Source organism: Bradyrhizobium sp. CCBAU 53421 (genome assembly GCF_015291625.1).
GTDB lineage: Bacteria > Pseudomonadota > Alphaproteobacteria > Rhizobiales > Xanthobacteraceae > Bradyrhizobium.
The window spans coordinates 3,961,077-3,976,504 of record NZ_CP030047.1; the positions used below are offsets into that span (position 1 = coordinate 3,961,077).

Annotated in this window: 17 protein-coding genes; 11 read left to right on the forward strand and 6 right to left on the reverse strand. The window is 65.3% G+C overall.

Annotated features, from left to right (window positions below; genetic code table 11):
• Positions 1 to 4 precede the first annotated feature (4 nt).
• Both XH92_RS18705 and XH92_RS18710 read right to left on the reverse strand, forming a co-directional pair.
• Positions 5 to 922 (reverse strand): branched-chain amino acid ABC transporter permease LivH, encoded by a 918-nt coding sequence (locus XH92_RS18705; protein WP_194460508.1) that lies wholly within the window; start codon positions 920 to 922, stop codon positions 5 to 7.
• Positions 923 to 1,390: 468 nt separating this feature from the next.
• The gene (locus XH92_RS18710) at positions 1,391 to 2,149 is read right to left on the reverse strand and encodes a hypothetical protein (RefSeq protein ID WP_194460509.1); all 759 of its coding nucleotides are present in this window, start codon (positions 2,147 to 2,149) and stop codon (positions 1,391 to 1,393) included.
• Positions 2,150 to 2,330: 181 nt separating this feature from the next.
• Here XH92_RS18710 and XH92_RS18715 point away from each other — a divergent pair, with 181 nt between their 5' ends.
• A complete protein-coding gene (locus XH92_RS18715; protein WP_194460510.1) occupies positions 2,331 to 2,873 on the forward strand; it encodes a hypothetical protein in 543 nt (180 codons plus the stop codon).
• Here the strand turns inward: XH92_RS18715 and XH92_RS18720 are convergent.
• The 3 genes from XH92_RS18720 to XH92_RS18730 form a co-directional block, all read right to left on the reverse strand.
• Positions 2,853 to 3,245, reverse strand: a complete 393-nt coding sequence (locus XH92_RS18720) for a carboxymuconolactone decarboxylase family protein (RefSeq protein WP_173637433.1) — start codon at positions 3,243 to 3,245, stop codon at positions 2,853 to 2,855. The two genes, XH92_RS18715 and XH92_RS18720, sit on opposite strands and share 21 nt — an antisense overlap.
• 111 nt (positions 3,246 to 3,356) lie before the next feature.
• Positions 3,357 to 4,139 (reverse strand): 3-oxoadipate enol-lactonase, encoded by a 783-nt coding sequence (gene pcaD, locus XH92_RS18725; RefSeq protein ID WP_194460511.1) that lies wholly within the window; start codon positions 4,137 to 4,139, stop codon positions 3,357 to 3,359.
• A 24-nt stretch (positions 4,140 to 4,163) separates the two neighbouring features.
• Entirely contained in the window at positions 4,164 to 5,519 is a 1,356-nt protein-coding gene (locus XH92_RS18730) for a 3-carboxy-cis,cis-muconate cycloisomerase (protein ID WP_194460512.1), read from the reverse strand.
• Between the two features lie 209 nt (positions 5,520 to 5,728).
• Between XH92_RS18730 and XH92_RS18735 the strand changes: the two genes are divergently transcribed.
• From XH92_RS18735 to XH92_RS18775, 9 genes are all read left to right on the forward strand, one after another.
• Complete coding sequence (locus XH92_RS18735; protein ID WP_021077805.1) at positions 5,729 to 6,175, forward strand: carbon monoxide dehydrogenase subunit G; 447 nt, start codon at positions 5,729 to 5,731, stop codon at positions 6,173 to 6,175.
• A gap of 231 nt (positions 6,176 to 6,406) precedes the next feature.
• Entirely contained in the window at positions 6,407 to 6,892 is a 486-nt protein-coding gene (locus XH92_RS18740; protein WP_021077804.1) for a (2Fe-2S)-binding protein, read from the forward strand.
• Positions 6,893 to 6,948: 56 nt separating this feature from the next.
• Entirely contained in the window at positions 6,949 to 7,755 is an 807-nt protein-coding gene (locus XH92_RS18745; RefSeq protein ID WP_194460513.1) for a xanthine dehydrogenase family protein subunit M, read from the forward strand.
• 102 nt (positions 7,756 to 7,857) lie between these two features.
• Positions 7,858 to 8,766, forward strand: a complete 909-nt coding sequence (locus XH92_RS18750) for a MoxR family ATPase (protein WP_050401966.1) — start codon at positions 7,858 to 7,860, stop codon at positions 8,764 to 8,766.
• A 128-nt stretch (positions 8,767 to 8,894) separates the two neighbouring features.
• Entirely contained in the window at positions 8,895 to 10,097 is a 1,203-nt protein-coding gene (locus XH92_RS18755) for a VWA domain-containing protein (protein ID WP_194460514.1), read from the forward strand.
• Between the two features lie 10 nt (positions 10,098 to 10,107).
• Entirely contained in the window at positions 10,108 to 10,431 is a 324-nt protein-coding gene (locus XH92_RS18760; RefSeq protein ID WP_021077800.1) for an XdhC family protein, read from the forward strand.
• Positions 10,432 to 10,433: 2 nt separating this feature from the next.
• A complete protein-coding gene (locus tag XH92_RS18765; RefSeq protein ID WP_194460515.1) occupies positions 10,434 to 11,135 on the forward strand; it encodes an XdhC family protein in 702 nt (233 codons plus the stop codon).
• On the forward strand, positions 11,132 to 12,736 hold the full coding sequence (locus XH92_RS18770; RefSeq protein ID WP_194460516.1) for an NTP transferase domain-containing protein: 1,605 nt from the start codon (positions 11,132 to 11,134) through the stop codon (positions 12,734 to 12,736). The genes XH92_RS18765 and XH92_RS18770 overlap by 4 nt, the downstream gene beginning before the upstream one ends.
• Before the next feature lie 184 nt (positions 12,737 to 12,920).
• A complete protein-coding gene (locus tag XH92_RS18775) occupies positions 12,921 to 13,271 on the forward strand; it encodes a DUF4189 domain-containing protein (protein WP_371818085.1) in 351 nt (116 codons plus the stop codon).
• A 30-nt stretch (positions 13,272 to 13,301) separates the two neighbouring features.
• Here XH92_RS18775 and XH92_RS18780 read toward each other — a convergent pair whose 3' ends face one another.
• The gene (locus XH92_RS18780; RefSeq protein ID WP_194460518.1) at positions 13,302 to 14,519 is read right to left on the reverse strand and encodes an FAD-binding oxidoreductase; all 1,218 of its coding nucleotides are present in this window, start codon (positions 14,517 to 14,519) and stop codon (positions 13,302 to 13,304) included.
• A gap of 302 nt (positions 14,520 to 14,821) precedes the next feature.
• Here XH92_RS18780 and XH92_RS18785 point away from each other — a divergent pair, with 302 nt between their 5' ends.
• A complete protein-coding gene (locus XH92_RS18785) occupies positions 14,822 to 15,232 on the forward strand; it encodes a DUF2000 family protein (RefSeq protein WP_194460519.1) in 411 nt (136 codons plus the stop codon).
• Positions 15,233 to 15,428: the final 196 nt, after the last annotated feature.

Consider the following 15,428-nt stretch of genomic DNA (forward strand, 5'->3'; position numbering starts at 1 on the left):
CCTGTCAGACTTTTTCGACTTCGGGACGGCCAAGCAGGCCGGTCGGCATGAAGATCAGCACCACGATCAGGATCGAGAACGCGGCGACGTCCTTGTATTCCACCGAGAAATAGGCCGACCAGAACGTCTCGATCAGGCCGATTGCAAGCCCGCCGAGCATTGCGCCCGGCAGCGAGCCGATGCCGCCAAGCACAGCTGCGGTGAACGCCTTGATGCCGGCGACGAAGCCCATGAAGAAATCGACCAGACCGTAATACAGCAGGTACATCATGCCGGCGACGGCGGCGAGCGCGGCGCCGATCACGAAGGTCATCGAGATGGTGCGGTCGACGTCGACGCCGAGCAGTGCGGCCATGGTCTGGTCCTGCTCGCAGGCGCGCATGTCGCGGCCGAGCCGGGTGCGCGACACCAGCCAGGTGAACAGCGCCAGCAGCACGATGGTGGCGAGCACGACCATGATCTGGATGTTGGAGAGCTGCACGGCGAAGCCCTGCGAGCCTTCATGCAGCGTGTAGCCGCCGGTGATGATCGGCGGCACCGGCTTGACGCGCGCGCCCTGCGACACCTGCGAGAAGTTGGTCAGCACGAACGACATGCCGATCGCCGACAGCATCGGCGCGAGGCGGAACGAATGCCTTAGAGGTCGATAGGCGATGCGCTCGATGGTCCAGCCATAGAGCGCGGTGATCGCCATCGAAACCAAAAGCACGATCAGCAGGATGAGGGGGATCGCGGTGAGGCCGAGCGACACCAGCACCAGGAACGAGATCAGCGCGATGAAGCCGCCGATCATGAAGATGTCGCCATGGGCGAAGTTGATCATGCCGACGATGCCGTAGACCATCGTGTAGCCGATGGCGATCAGGCCGTAGATCGAACCGAGCACGAGGCCGTTGATCAGTTGCTGGGCGAAATAATCCATGCGCTGCCGTCAGAACCTGTTCGGTTGAGAACCGAACGGGCTCTCGGTTTGATTTGGACGCGTTTTCTGCACGCGAACCGGTCTCCACTTCGCTCGAAAACGCTACGTCGCGGGTGACGCGGCGAGGGCCCCGGCAGCCTGGTCCGTCGCGTCGCGGTATTTTCTAACAGCGGAACCCCGGCGGCGGCAACAGCGTGGCAGCAGCAGAAAGGGCTTGTACATAACTACTTTGGCGGGTGCGGTTCCGATGTCACAGGGTCGACACGTCATTGCCTTGCAATGATCACGCTGGAACCCGTGTTGGCCGAGCCATGGCGGTGGTCAGAAGCCCCGGGGAGCAGCAGAGCCCGGCTGGCAGGTCGGAAGCCGGATCCGGAGCGCTAATTCCGGGCAATTGAGCAGATGCAACAAAAAGGTCTCGCCGAACGACGAGGCCCTTTTGTCAGCTCATTTGTTTCTGTTTTCTGTTCAGGCCAACTGATCGGCGAAGCGGCCGCGGAAGGCGTACGAACCGAAATGCGTGAGCTCGCTTCGCAGGTCGAGCCAGATTTCGCCGCCGAGGTCGATCCAGCGCCGGCAGAATGCATAGTCTTCGGACAGATACTCGCCGGTCTTCTTGTCGATCATGCATTCAAACAGCGAAACACGGTCGAGGTCGGCGCGAACCAGATCGCCGGTGTTCAAGTCGTTGGTCTTGTGGTTCGCCCGATATTTCAGTTCGGGGTGGGCGTCGCACAGCCTGACGAGGGCGGATCGTTTCATCATCAGGAAGCCGGTTCCGGCATATCGGACCTTGGCGAAGCCGTCGCCGCGAGCCGTGATCTGATCACCTTCCCATGTGACGACATAGTCCAGCGAGGATGACGCGAGGTTGTTGCGCTTGGCGTCCGCGGCCCGCTGCACCTTTTCCCAATCGATGTGCTTGAGCGGGTAGGCCGCGGCCGAAACCTCGGCGCCGCAATCCAATAGCCGGAACACGGACTCGGGTTCGAACCCGATATCGGCATCGATGAACAGGAGATGGCTGGCGCCGGATGCAAGGAACTGGTGGGCCAGCTCGTTCCGGGCCCGGACGATCAGCGATTCGTTGCCGATCAAATAGAACTGGACATCGATGCCCCGGGCAGTGGCCACAGCCTGCAACTTCAGGGCGGACAACACATAGGCCATCTTCAGATCGCCGCCGAAGCAGGGCGTTGCGACGAAAATGCGGGTTCTTTCGGTCATTTTACCCCCTTTGTCCCGGCCGGCGCAGGTGCTGGCCTGGCCCGGTCGCGTCAATCCGGAACCATCGCACCGCGCTTAACCTTAACAAAGGGTTTAAATTGCTGCCGGCAATTGATCGGCGTTACCTGGCAGGCCGAACCGTCGCCGCTCCAAATGGCGCGGGGAAACACGGGAAGCGGCAATGTCGAACAACTGGCGGATCAGCTCCTTCAACGGCGCGCTGCTTGCGGCCTATTTCATTCCGGTCTGGGCCATCATTGCGCTCAGCATCATGGTGTCGCCGATCCACGGCCTCTATGAGCGGCCGAGCGTGTCGATCGCGCTCTATGCCAGCGACTATCTCCACCTCGGCAAGATGGCGACGGTGCGGCTGGCATGGCTGCTGGCACTGGCCCGGATCACCGTGGTGGCGTTCTTCGCGGTCTTCCTTGCGATGGCCGCGTTCTCGCCGCTCCGCAAGACCAGCAGCGGCGCCGACGAGGCGCTGGCGGTGGCGCTCTGCCTCGGCAGCGTGCTGAGCTTCGCCAGCATGATGATGGCGTCCAGGGTCGGCGAGATCGAAGCGTTGCGCATGCATGCGGCCGAGCTCCTGATGCTGCTCGGCACCGCGATCGTGATGCTGTTCGAGACCGCGCCGAAGCGAGCCGCCGAGTCGTCCGCCGCCAAGGCACCTGCCGCCGAGACGGGCGGCGCGGCAAGCGGACTATCCCTTCAGCAGCCCTAGCTCGGCGATAATCGCGCCGGCTTCCTTGACGGCGTGATTGGCCGCGGGCACGCCGCAATAGATCGCCTGCTGCAGCAGGATCTCCTTGATGTCCTCGGGCGTGAAGCCGCCTTCGCTGAGGGCCGCGCGCACGTGCAGGCGGAATTCATCCCACTGGCCGAGCGCGACCATGGTGCCGATCACGAGCACGCGGCGCGTGCGGTGGTCGAAATGCGGCCGGGTCCAGATGTCGCCCCACGCGTAGCGCGTGATCAGGTCCTGGAAGTCGGTGTTGAACGCGTTGCGGTTCTTGATCGACTTGTCGACCCATTCATTGCCGAGCACCTTGCGGCGCTGCGTCATGCCGTCGTCACGGCGCTGATTGTCGTCCATTGATGTCTCCTCCCGTCATTGCGAGCAAAGCGAAGCAATCCATTTCACCGCTTGCGGAGGCATGGATTGCTTCGTCGCTGTGCTCCTCGCAATGACGCGCGTGGTTGTGGATTAACGTTGCGTCAGGAAGCCGACCACGGCTTCGGTGAAGGCGTGCGATTGCTCGACATTGGAGATGTGCGCGGCATCGAGCAGGGTCATGCTGGCGCCGGGAATGCCGCTGCGGATCATTTCGCCCGCCGACACCGGCGTCGCCATGTCCTGCTTTCCTGCGATCACAAGGGTCGGGCTCTTGATTCGGGGCAGCAGCGCGCGCTGGTCGAGCGTCGACAGCGCTTCGCAGCAGGCGAGATAGCCCTCGACCGGCGAGGCCAGCAGCATCGCCTTCATGCGTGCTGCGGTCTCCGGCTCGCGCTCGCGGAAGTCGGCGGTCAGCCAGCCCGCGATCACGGTATCGGCGACCGCTGCGATGCCGCCTTGCTTCACCGCCTTGATGCGGTTCAGCCAGTTGGTCGGATCGGGATAGTAGCAGGCGGTGTTGGCGAGGATGATCTTGCCGAATCTTTCCGGGGCATTCGCTCCCAGCCACTGTCCGACCATGCCGCCCATCGACAGGCCACACCAATGCACCTTCTCGATGTTGAGGTCGTCGAGGATCGCGAGCACATCGCGGCCGAAGCGCTCCATCGAGTAGGGGCCGGCCGGCACGCCGGACTTGCCGTGGCCGCGACGGTCGTAGCGGATGACGCGGAACAGCTGCGTCAGCGACCGCATCTGCGGCTCCCACATCTGCAAGGTGCAGCCGAGCGAGTTCGACAGCATCAGGGTCGGTCCGCCGTCGCGACCGTCCACCTGGACGTTGAGCAGGCATCCGTCGGCGTTGATCATCGGCATCGTCTTGTCCCTCTCGTCATCCCGCTACTTGTCATCCAGTGAAGCCAGCAAACGGTCGATCAGCGCCTGCGACGCGCCCTGATAGGCCATCGGCTCGAACAGCTCGGCGATCTTGTTGGCGTCGAGATGCGCGGTGACCTTTGCGTCCGCCGACAGCACGTCGCGCAGATGCTTCTTCTCCGCGACGGCTTTCTTGCTGGCGGCTTCGATCAGATGATGGGCATCGCTCTTGCCGATTGTTTCGGCCAGCGCAAAGGTGATGGCCTCCGCCATGATCAACCCATGTGTCGCATCGAGATTGACGCGCATCCGTGCCGCATCGACCTCGAGCCCCTCGGCGAGATCGACTGTTGCGGCAAGCGCGCCCGAGGTCACCAGCATCAGGCCCGGCAAGGTCGGCCATTCGGCATGCCATGGACCGGCGCTGCGCTCATGGTCCTGCACCTGCGCGGCGAAGATCGTCGCAGCGAGGTTCGGCGCCATGGTCGCAGCCCCCAGCGCGCTCGCGGCGGCGACGGGGTTGCGCTTGTGCGGCATGGTCGAGGAGCCGCCGCGGCCGGCGCCCGCGGGCTCGAAGGCTTCGCCGACATCGGTCTGCATCATCAATGAAACGTCACGCGCGATCTTGCCGCAGCTGCCGGCGAGGATCGCGAACGCGGAAGCGGCCTCCGCGATGCGGTCGCGGTGGGTGTGCCAGGGCGCCTCCGGCAGCGGCAGGTCCAGCTCTTTCGCGAGTGCCTCCGCGACCGCGAGGCCCTTGTCGCCGAGCGCGGCGAGCGTGCCGGCGGCGCCGCCGAATTGCAGGGCCAGCGTCCCGTGGCGCAGGCGCAGCAAGCGCTTGCGGGAGCGGTGCAGGGCCGCGGCATATTCGGCGAGCTTCAGGCCGAACGGCATCGGCAGCGCGTGCTGCAGCCAGGTCCGCGCCACCACCGCGGTGTCGCGATGGGCGCGGGCAAGGCCGGCAAAGCCGGCGACGGCGCGGTCGAGGTCGGCCAGCAGCGCATCGATGCCGGCGCGCAACGACAGCATGGTCGCGGTGTCGATGACGTCCTGGCTGGTCGCGCCCCAATGCACATAGCGCGCCGCCTCGGCATCCTTTTTGGCGACATTGGCGGTCAGGGTCCTCACCAGCGGGATCGCCAGATTGCCCGATCGCGTCGCGGCATCGGCCAGCGCGGCGAGGTCGAATGATTCGGCTTTGCAGGCAGCGGCAATCGGTCCCGCGCTGGCGGCGGGAACGACGCCGCAGGCCACCTCGGCGCGGGCCAGCGCGGCCTCGAAATCCAGCATGTTTTGCAGGGTGGCGGCGTCGTCGCACACCGCGCGCATCGCGGCGCTCGACAGCATCGGCGCAAGCAGGGGTGAGAGGGCTGTGCTCATGGCGCGCGACCTAACCACTCCTGCGCGTCGCTGCCAATGCCCTGCGTTGCCGTCATATTCAGCAAGCGGATTGCGCGATTTCGTGAACAGCGGACACGTCTTGCTGCGCTGCGAATATGCATCGCTCATCCTCCGAAGGTGCCCTTTCCTTTGCGCGCCGGCTGCTTTACTTGGGGGAAAAGGTTTCTTGCGACCAAAGGAGGTCCACCATGGCCATGACGATGACCGGCGAAGTCCAGCTTGCGGCGCCGCGCCAGGCTGTGTGGGACAAGCTCAACGATCCCGAGGTGCTCAAGGCCTGCATCCCCGGCTGCGAAGAGCTGGAGAAGACCGACGAGGGTGGCTTCCGCGCCACCGCCAAGATGAAGGTCGGCCCGGTCTCCGCCCGCTTCAAGGGCAAGGTCATGTTGAGCGATCTCGACCCGCCGAACGGCTACAAGATCTCGGGCGAAGGCGAGGGTGGCGTGGCCGGCTTTGCCAAGGGCGGCGCCACCGTGGGCCTCGCCGACAAGGATGGCGGCACGCTTCTGAGCTACAATGTGGAGGCGCAGATCGGCGGCAAGCTCGCCCAGCTCGGCCAGCGCCTGATCAACGGCGCCGCCAAGAAGCTGGCCGATGAATTCTTTGCAAATTTCGCCAAGGCGGTGCAGGGTTAGAGCGTTTTCGAGCGAAGTGGACACCCGGTTCGCGTGAAGAAAACGCGTCAAAACTAAAGTCTATCCTGCTGACGGGCCGGATCACTTCAGGCCCGCCGTGCCTTGCCGTTATGTCATGGATGGGTGGCTCGAAAGGTTGCCCATCGCGGGGCGCGCCCATAATATGCCGTCTGGAATGATTTTAAACCGCCTGCTTCGCCGATATGCGGTGGGGCAGATAAGAGAGTGCTGATGGCCAAGATTTCAATGATCGTGAACGGCAACCCCGTTAACGCGAACGTCGACCCCCGTACCCTTCTGGTCCAGTTTCTGCGCGAAAACCTGCGGCTGACGGGTACCCATGTCGGCTGCGACACCTCGCAGTGCGGCGCCTGCGTCGTGCACCTGGACGGCAAGGCGGTGAAGTCCTGCACGACGCTTGCGGTGATGGCCGACGGTCATGAGGTCAAGACCATCGAGGGGTTGGCGGCCGATGGCGCGCCGCTGCATCCGATGCAGGAGGCCTTCCGCGAGCATCACGGCCTGCAGTGCGGCTTCTGCACGCCGGGCATGATCATGACCGCGGTCGACCTGGTCCATCGCAAGGGCCACGACCTCTCCGACGAGGTGATCCGCGAGGAGCTGGAAGGCAATCTGTGCCGCTGCACCGGCTACCAGAACATCGTCGCTTCGATCGCCGCCGGCGCCAAGGCGATGGCCAAATCGGATCTGGCTTAACAAGCCGGACCTCGCCTAGTCAGCAATTCATCGCGACAAGCGATCAGGACATTCCAATGTACGAATTCAAATATCATCGTCCCGGCACCGTGCGGCAGGCCGCCAACCTGCTGGTGAAGAACGAGGACGCCAAGCTGATCGCCGGCGGTCACACGCTGGTGCCGGTCATGAAGCAGCGGCTCGCGAGCCCGCCGCATCTGGTCGACCTCTCCCATATCGAAGGTCTCGACGCGATCGAGATGAAGGGCCGCTCGCTGGTGATCGGCGCCACCGCCAAGCATGCCGAGGTCGCGAACTCCGCGACCGTCCGCGAGGCGATCCCGGCGCTGGCCGAGCTGGCCGGCCTGATCGGTGATCCCGCCGTGCGTCACCGCGGCACCCTCGGCGGCTCGCTCGCCAACAACGACCCGACCGCCGACTATCCCGCCGCGGTGCTGGCGCTCGGCGCCACCATCGTCACCAACAAGCGCCGCCTGAAGGCCGAGGAATATTTCCAGGGCCTGTTCTCGACTGCGCTGGAGGCTGACGAGATCATCACCAAGGTGATGTTCCCGCTGCCGAAGAAGGCCGCCTACGTCAAGTTCCGCAACCAGGCCTCGCGTTATGCGTTGGTTGGTGTGTTCGTGGCCAAGCGTCCGTCGGACGTGCGCGTCGCGGTCACCGGCGCGGGCTCCGATGGCGTGTTCCGCGCCACCGCGTTCGAGGAGGCCCTGAAGAAGCGCTTCTCGCACAAGGTGCTCGACGGCATCGCGGTTTCGGCCGAAGGGCTGAACAGCGACCTGCATGGCAGCGCCGAATACCGCGCGCATCTGATCGGCGTTCTGACGCGCAGGGCGGTGGAAGCCGCCAATGCCAAGGACTAGATCCAAGGGACTAGATCCCAAGAGCTAGATCCCATGGTCTAGTTCCAAGAACCAAATCCACGGCGTGATTTTGCTAACCCCTGTTCGAAGACTGGCAATTCCATGAGTGCATCGGCGTTACCCACTTCCGTCGATGCGCTCGAGGAGCTGCTGACGTCGCGCGGCTATCTCGCCGAACGCTCGCTCGCGACCGTGACCTATCTCGCGCTGCGCATGGGCAGGCCGCTGTTCCTGGAAGGCGAGGCCGGCGTCGGCAAGACCGAGATCGCGAAGGTGCTGTCGGCGGCGCTCGGGCGCAAGCTGATCCGCTTGCAATGCTATGAAGGCCTCGACGTCGCCTCCGCCGTGTACGAGTGGAGCAGCGCGGCGCAGATGATCGCGATTCGACTGGCGGAAGCCTCCGGCGACACCGATCGCGACCAGCTCGCGAGCGACATCTTCGCCGAGCGCTTCCTGATCAAGCGGCCGCTGTTGCAGGCGCTCGAGCCCGACGTCGCGGGACCGCCGGTGCTGCTGATCGACGAGCTCGACCGCGCCGACGAGGCGTTCGAGGCGTATCTGTTGGAAATCCTCAGCGACTTCCAGGTCACGATCCCCGAGCTCGGCACTGTGAAGGCGCCGGCGCCGCCGATCGTCATCATCACCTCGAACCGGACCCGCGAGATCCACGACGCGCTGAAGCGGCGCTGCCTCTATCACTGGGTGGATTATCCCACCGCCGAGCGCGAGCTCGCGATCGTCAAGTCGCGGGTGCCGAACATCTCCGCAAAGCTGTCGCAGCAGGTGGTCCGCTTCGTGCAGGCGCTGCGCAACCAGGATTTCTACAAGTCGCCGGGAGTCGCCGAGACCATCGACTGGGCCACCGCGCTGTCCGAGCTCGACGCCCGCTCGCTGACCCCGCAGGTGGTCGGCGACACGCTGGGCGCGCTGCTCAAATATCAGGACGACATCGCGCGGATGCAGGGCGATGCGTTGCAGAAGACATTGAAGGAAGCGACGAGCGAGACGTAAGTCGCGCGTCATAGCAACGTCCGTCATTCCGGAGCGATGCGTCAGCATCGAACCCGGAATCTCGCGCCACAATCTCCAGATTCCGGGTTCACGCTGCGCGTGCCCCGGAATGACGAGGCAAAACAACGATGGCGATCAACCACCTCGCGCCGCCCACCGGCCACATGGCCGACAACGTGATCGGCTTTGCCCGCGCGCTGCGGGCGGCCGGGCTTCCGGTCGGGCCGGGCTCGGTGATCGATGCGCTCGACGCGCTGCAGCTGATCGAGGTCGGCAACCGCTCCGATTTCTACGCCACGCTGGAGGCGATCTTCGTCAAGCGCCACGAGCACGCGCTGATCTTCCGCCAGGCCTTTATGCTGTTCTTCCGCGCCGCCGAGGAGTGGAAGAGCATGCTGGATTCGGTGCCGTTGCCGGATCACGCCAAGAAGAAGCCGCCGCCGGCCTCGCGCCGGGTCCAGGAGGCGATGGCGCAACCGGCGAAGACCGAGGAGCGGCCGCAGGCCCAGGAGCAGGAGCTGAAGCTCTCGGTCTCCGACAAGGAGATCCTGCAGAAGAAGGATTTCGCGCAGATGACCGCGGCCGAGATAGCCGAGGTGACGCGCGAGATCGCCAAGATGCGGCTGCCGCAGGCCGAGCTGGTGACCCGCCGCTACCAGCCGGACGCGCGCGGGCTGCGGCTCGACATGCGCCGCACCGTGCGCAACTCGCTGCGCACCGGCGGCGAGATCATCGATATCAGAAAGCTCGGCCGGATCGAGAAGCCGGCGCCGATCGTGGCTCTGCTCGATATCTCCGGCTCGATGAGCGAGTACACCCGCCTGTTCCTGCATTTCCTGCACGCCATCACCGACTACCGCAAGCGGGTCTCGGTGTTCCTGTTCGGCACCCGCCTGACCAATGTGACGCGGGCGTTACGGGCGCGTGACCCCGACGAGGCGCTGGCGAGCTGCACGTCCTCGGTAGAGGACTGGGCCGGCGGCACCCGGATCGCGACCTCGCTGCACAGCTTCAACCAGCTCTGGGCCCGCCGGGTGCTGGGGCAGGGCGCCATCGTCCTCCTTATATCCGATGGACTAGAACGGGAGGCCGATGCCAAACTGGCCTTCGAGATGGACCGTTTGCACCGCTCCTGCCGCCGACTGATCTGGCTCAACCCGCTGCTGCGCTACTCCGGCTTCGAGGCCAAGGCGCAGGGCATCAAAATGATGTTGCCCCACGTTGACGAATTTCGCCCGGTGCATAACTTGACGTCCATCAAGGGCTTGATCGGGGCGCTGTCATCCCCGCCGCCGGCGCACCACCGCAGCCTGATCCGCTCCGTGGCCTAGGGAGGTTCAAATGCTCAACCGCGACGAAGACATCCTGCAGGCCGCCGAGACTTGGCAGAAGCAGGGCCACGGCGTGGCGCTCGCCACGGTGGTCGAAACCTGGGGCTCGGCGCCGCGCCCGGCCGGCTCAAGCCTCGTCATCAATGACGATGGCACGTTTCTCGGCTCGGTTTCCGGCGGCTGTGTCGAGGGCGCGGTCGTCACCGAAGCGCTCGACGTGATCGCCAGCGGCCAGCCAAAAATGCTCGAATTCGGCGTCGCCGACGAGACCGCCTGGAATGTCGGCCTGTCCTGCGGCGGCACCATCCGCGTGTTCGTCGAGAAGGTCGGTTAGCCGTGAAACTCGAGATCCTGAAAGAGCTGAACGCCGAACGCGCCGCGCGCCGCCCGGTCATCATCGTCACCGACACCGCCAATGGCGAGCAGCGCCTGGTCAAGGCGAAAGATATCGCCGCCGATCCGCTGCGCGCCGAGCTCTCAAAGCAGCTCAGGATGGGCAAGAGCGGCAATGTCGAGGTCGGAGCCAAGAAGCTGTTCCTCAACGTCTACGCGCCGACCGCAAAGCTCGTGATCATCGGCGCCGTCCATATCAGCCAGGCCCTGGCGCCGCTGGCGCGCTCGCTCGACTATGACGTCACGGTGGTCGATCCGCGCACGGCGTTTGCGAGCCCGGAGCGCTTCCCCGACGTGCCGCTGGTCGCCGAATGGCCCGACGTCGCGCTGCCTCCGCTCAATGTCGATCACTACACCGCGTTCGTCGCGGTGACGCATGATCCGAAGATCGACGATCCGGCGCTGCTGCACGCCTTCGACCGCGACTGCTTCTATATCGGCGCGCTCGGCTCGCGGAAGACCCATGCCAAGCGCGCCGAGCGGCTGCGCGCGCAGGGCGCCAAGGACAGCGACATCGCGCGCATCCACGCGCCGATCGGCCTCGACATCGGCGCGGTATCGCCGTCGGAGATCGCGGTCGCGATCATGGCCGAGATCACCGCGCAGCTGCGTCTGCCTCCCAAAGAAAAAGAAGAAGCGGCATGAAGTTCGGTCCCGCCAGTCCGGCCGACGCGATTGGCGGCGTCACCGTGCATACGCTCCGCCAGGGCACGCTGGTGCTCAAGAAAGGCACCACGATCGGCCCCGAAGAGGTCGAGGCGCTGACCAGGGCCGGCGTCAAGGACGTCGTCGTGGTGCGGCTGGAGGAGGGCGACGTCTCCGAGGACACAGCTGCCGCCAGCATCGCACAGGCGGTGGCGGGCGAGGGCGTCAATGTCGAGCGTGCCTTCACCGGCCGCGCCAATCTGTTCGCGGCGCGCCCCGGCGTGCTGGTGGTCGACCGTGCCGCGGTCGATCGCATCAACGGCGTCGACGAGGCGATCACCTTCGCCACCCTCGCAGCCTATAAGCCGGTGGTCGAAGGCGAGATGATCGCGACCGTCAAGCTGATCCCGTTCGGCGTCGAGGGGCGCTTGCGCGATGCCGCTGTGGCGGTGGCAGGCAAGGACACGCTGCGGATCGCGCCCTATGTGATCCAGAAGGTCGGCGTGGTCTCGACCTTGCTGCCGGGCCTCGCGCCGAAGGTGATCGACAAGACGTTGCGCGTCACCGCCGAGCGGCTCGCCCCGGCCGGCGCCACCATCATCGCCGAGCGCCGTGTGCCGCATGACGAGACCGTGCTCGCGGCCTCGATCAAGGAATTGCTCGAGCTGGGCGCCGAGCTCGTCATCGTGTTCGGCGCATCCGCGATCGCTGACCGCCGCGACGTCATCCCGGCCGCGATCACGGAGATCGGCGGCGCGGTCGAGCATTTCGGCATGCCGGTCGACCCCGGCAATCTGCTGCTGATCGGCAGCGCCGGCGGCGTGCCGGTGCTGGGCGCGCCGGGCTGCGCGCGCTCGCCGGTCGAGAACGGTTTCGACTGGGTGCTGATGCGGCTGCTCGCCGGCATCAAGGTGACGCGGTCGGATCTCACCGGCATGGGCGTCGGCGGCTTGTTGATGGAGATCGTGACGCGGCCGCAGCCGCGCACCGTCCCGGACACCGAAGGCAACCGCAACGTCGCGGCGATCGTGCTCGCCGCCGGCCGCTCGACCCGGATGGGCGGCCCGAACAAGTTGCTCGCCGAGCTCGACGGCAAGAAGCTCGCGCGCATCGTCGCCGAGCAGGCGCTCGCCTCGAAGGCCGCTGAGGTGATCGTCGTCACCGGGCATCAGGCCGACCTGATCGAGCAGGCGCTCGACGGCCTCAAGGTCAAGTTCGTCCGCAACCCGGATTTCGCCGGCGGCCTCGCCAGCTCCGTGAAGGCCGGCATCTCGGCGGTCTCCGACAGCGCCGACGGTGCGGTCGTCTGTCTCGGCGACATGCCGCTGATCGATGCGAAGCTGATCGACCGCCTGATCGAGACCTTCGCGCCCGACCGCGGCCATCTGATCGCGGTCCCGGTCAGCGAGGGCCGCCGCGGCAATCCGGTGTTGTGGTCGCGGCGCTTCTTCAAGGAATTGATGACGCTCGACGGCGACATCGGCGCGCGCCATCTGATCGCCAAGCATGCCGAGGTGGTCGCCGAGGTCCCGGTCGAAGGCAACAGCGCCTTCCTCGACATCGATACGCCGCAGGCGCTGGAAGCGGCAAGGCGGGGCTGAACATCATCCGCGTCGTCCCGGCCTTCGTCGGGACGACGAACGGATAGAAATCACCCGTCAACCCGTCATTCACCATCTGGAAACGACCCCCGCGTACAGTCCGCGCCGGACTTTGGGGGATTTCCGCTTGATCATTTCGACCGCCGCCGCGCAGCGCCGCGCGCTGACGATTCTCGTCCTGACATTGCTGCTCGGCGCCACGCGTTACACCGTGGAAACCTTCGTCCCCAAGGCACACGCAGCCGGCGCGTTCGCGGTCGGCAAGTGTGGAGCGTATGGCCAGGCCTACGACTATCCGGCGGAAGGCGCGGCGCGCGCTGCGGCGCTGAAGCAGTGCAAGGGCGATTGCACCACCGTCACCATGAAGCGCGCCTGTGCCGCGCTTGCGATCGACATGAAGAATCCCTGCGGCGCCCATGGCTACGCGGTGGCGCCGAAGATCTCGAGCTCGCTCAATGCCGCGACCAAGAAGTGCTACGACTACGGCGGCAAGGAATGCGTGATCCGCGCCTGGGCCTGCGACGCCAAGGGGTAGCGGAGACGCGATGATGTCCCCGAGCGGCGCTCAGACGGCGCCATAGAAGTGTCGGTATTGCCAGGCGGCGTCGCGCTCCAATTGATCTTCAGACCACGATTGGTCTTTGAACCGCGTGACCGACATCGGCGATAGGTCGACCGGCGGCCTGCCGTCCACGATCCAGTCCGCGAGCGCCTCGCCGACTGCCGGCGAGATCGACAGGCCGGCGACGTTGCACCCGCTCGCAAAATAGAATCCGGTCACGCCAATGGCTGGGCCAAGAATATGATGGCCGTCGGCAGTCATCGTCGGAATGCCGCCGCGAAACTCCCGCACCTTGGCGGTTTGCAGGAACGGGAGCTGGTCCTTCACCTCGTCGGCGGCTGCATGAAGCACGCCGATGTCGAGCGGCATGTCCTTGACGTCGAAGCCGGTCCCAAGCGATTGCATGTCGAAGAAGCGCGGCGTTTCCTCGTAGACACCCCACAGGAAACCGCCCTGACACGGCCGGGTATACACCGCGGCATCCATGATACGGATCATCGGCAAGTCGGCGCGGGCGCCATCCAGCGGCTCGGTGACGATCAATTGCTGCCGGGTCGGCACCAGTGGCACGCGAATCCCGCTCGCCTCCGCGACCTGTCGCGTCCACGCGCCGGCCGCATCGACCACAACCGGACTTTCAATGACGCCGTTCGCGGTGGTCACGCCGATCACGTTGCCGCCGACGATATTGACGGCGCGCACGTCGGTCTTCGGCAGCAAGGTCGCACCGTTGGCCGCCGCGGCTTTGGCGAAACCGACGGCAACCTGCGCCGGGTCGAAATACCGGTCGTCGCCGATCCGCATCGCCGCGACGACACCCGCCGGCTGCAAGAACGGATTGAGACGGCTCGCCTCTTCCGGGGAGATCAGCTCGACATCGAGGCCGGTGCGGCGTCCGCGCTCGAAGTCGCTCCTGATCACGTCGGCGTCCTGTGGCCGACGCGCAACCTTCAGGCTGCCCGAATGCACCCAGTCGAGCGGCTGGCCGGTTTCTTCCGTGAACGCTTCGATCTTGCGGCATGCGTCCTTGATGATTTCGATCATCAGGTCGCTCTTGCGCACGCAGCTCACCATGCCTGCCGCGCGGGGCGAGGTTTGCGATCCGATCTCATGCTTGTCGACAAGGGCGACGCTGAGACCTCCACGCTTGCTCAAGTAATAGGCCGTGGCCGCGCCCAATCCGCCCGAACCAATAACAACAACATCGGCGCTGCTGATCATGATGCAATGCCCTGAAATATGCTGATGGTAATCGAACGCCCGAAGCCTACTCCGCGGCGCAGGACCTGACTATTGCTTTCCGTCCCAGCTGATCTGGGCCAGCGACGCCGAGGGCGCCACATTCGACGATCGAAGTGCGGATTGATCTGCCTTGCCGCGGCAATGTCGGCCTCTGCGGCCTGTGCTGGCGGTTTGGTGCTGCCGCGTGGGTTGCAGGAAACGAACGCCGGCTTCCGGCGGGCAGATGAGCTCTGCACCGTCCGGACTGGTGTTTGCCGGCTGGCTGCCGCTAGACTTGCGTCATGCAGTTCGACACCAAGATCGCGGTCGTGATCCGCACCGACCTGGAAGTCTGGCAGAAGCTCAACGTGGCGTCGTTCCTCGCCGGTGGCATCGCCGCTTCCTTCCCTGAATGTATCGGCGAGAATTACCAGGACGGATCGGGGACGAAGTATCTTTCCCTGATCGGCCAGCCGATCCTGATCTACGGCGCCGATCGCGCGCAGTTGTCACGGGCGCTGGAGCGCGCGCTGGCGCGCGACGTGAAACCTGCACTCTACACCGAGGACATGTTCAAGACCACGCATGATGCCGCCAACCGCGAGGTGGTGAAGGCGGCGGCGCGGAGCGATCTCAACCTGGTCGGCCTTGCCTTTCGCGCCGAGCGTAAGGTGGTCGACAAGGTCCTCGATGGGCTGAAGTTTCATACGTAGCGCGCCAACTCTCCCTGTCGTCATTCCCCGGTGCGCAATTGCGCGCCTGAGGGCTCGCGCGCGACGCGCGCCCCGGAATGACGAGGAGGGGTGACCCACACTGTCATCGCCCGGCCTGTGCGCAATTGCGCACATGGACCGGGCGATCCAGTACGCTGCGGCCTCTCGGTTCAAGCACAGGCGTCTCTGGAATACT

What these genes read in the sequence shown, in the direction of transcription:
- XH92_RS18740 (WP_021077804.1), top strand. Translation starts at nt 6,407, where the DNA reads ATGGCCAAGATTTCAATGATCGTGAACGGCAACCCCGTTAACGCGAAC.
- XH92_RS18785 (WP_194460519.1), top strand. Translation starts at nt 14,822, where the DNA reads ATGCAGTTCGACACCAAGATCGCGGTCGTGATCCGCACCGACCTGGAA.
- XH92_RS18735 (WP_021077805.1), top strand. Translation starts at nt 5,729, where the DNA reads ATGGCCATGACGATGACCGGCGAAGTCCAGCTTGCGGCGCCGCGCCAG.
- XH92_RS18720 (WP_173637433.1), bottom strand. Translation starts at nt 3,245, where the DNA reads ATGGACGACAATCAGCGCCGTGACGACGGCATGACGCAGCGCCGCAAG.
- XH92_RS18760 (WP_021077800.1), top strand. Translation starts at nt 10,108, where the DNA reads ATGCTCAACCGCGACGAAGACATCCTGCAGGCCGCCGAGACTTGGCAG.
- XH92_RS18770 (WP_194460516.1), top strand. Translation starts at nt 11,132, where the DNA reads ATGAAGTTCGGTCCCGCCAGTCCGGCCGACGCGATTGGCGGCGTCACC.
- XH92_RS18750 (WP_050401966.1), top strand. Translation starts at nt 7,858, where the DNA reads ATGAGTGCATCGGCGTTACCCACTTCCGTCGATGCGCTCGAGGAGCTG.
- XH92_RS18730 (WP_194460512.1), bottom strand. Translation starts at nt 5,519, where the DNA reads ATGAGCACAGCCCTCTCACCCCTGCTTGCGCCGATGCTGTCGAGCGCC.
- XH92_RS18755 (WP_194460514.1), top strand. Translation starts at nt 8,895, where the DNA reads ATGGCGATCAACCACCTCGCGCCGCCCACCGGCCACATGGCCGACAAC.
- XH92_RS18710 (WP_194460509.1), bottom strand. Translation starts at nt 2,149, where the DNA reads ATGACCGAAAGAACCCGCATTTTCGTCGCAACGCCCTGCTTCGGCGGC.
- XH92_RS18745 (WP_194460513.1), top strand. Translation starts at nt 6,949, where the DNA reads ATGTACGAATTCAAATATCATCGTCCCGGCACCGTGCGGCAGGCCGCC.
- pcaD (WP_194460511.1), bottom strand. Translation starts at nt 4,139, where the DNA reads ATGCCGATGATCAACGCCGACGGATGCCTGCTCAACGTCCAGGTGGAC.
- XH92_RS18780 (WP_194460518.1), bottom strand. Translation starts at nt 14,519, where the DNA reads ATGATCAGCAGCGCCGATGTTGTTGTTATTGGTTCGGGCGGATTGGGC.
- XH92_RS18715 (WP_194460510.1), top strand. Translation starts at nt 2,331, where the DNA reads ATGTCGAACAACTGGCGGATCAGCTCCTTCAACGGCGCGCTGCTTGCG.
- XH92_RS18705 (WP_194460508.1), bottom strand. Translation starts at nt 922, where the DNA reads ATGGATTATTTCGCCCAGCAACTGATCAACGGCCTCGTGCTCGGTTCG.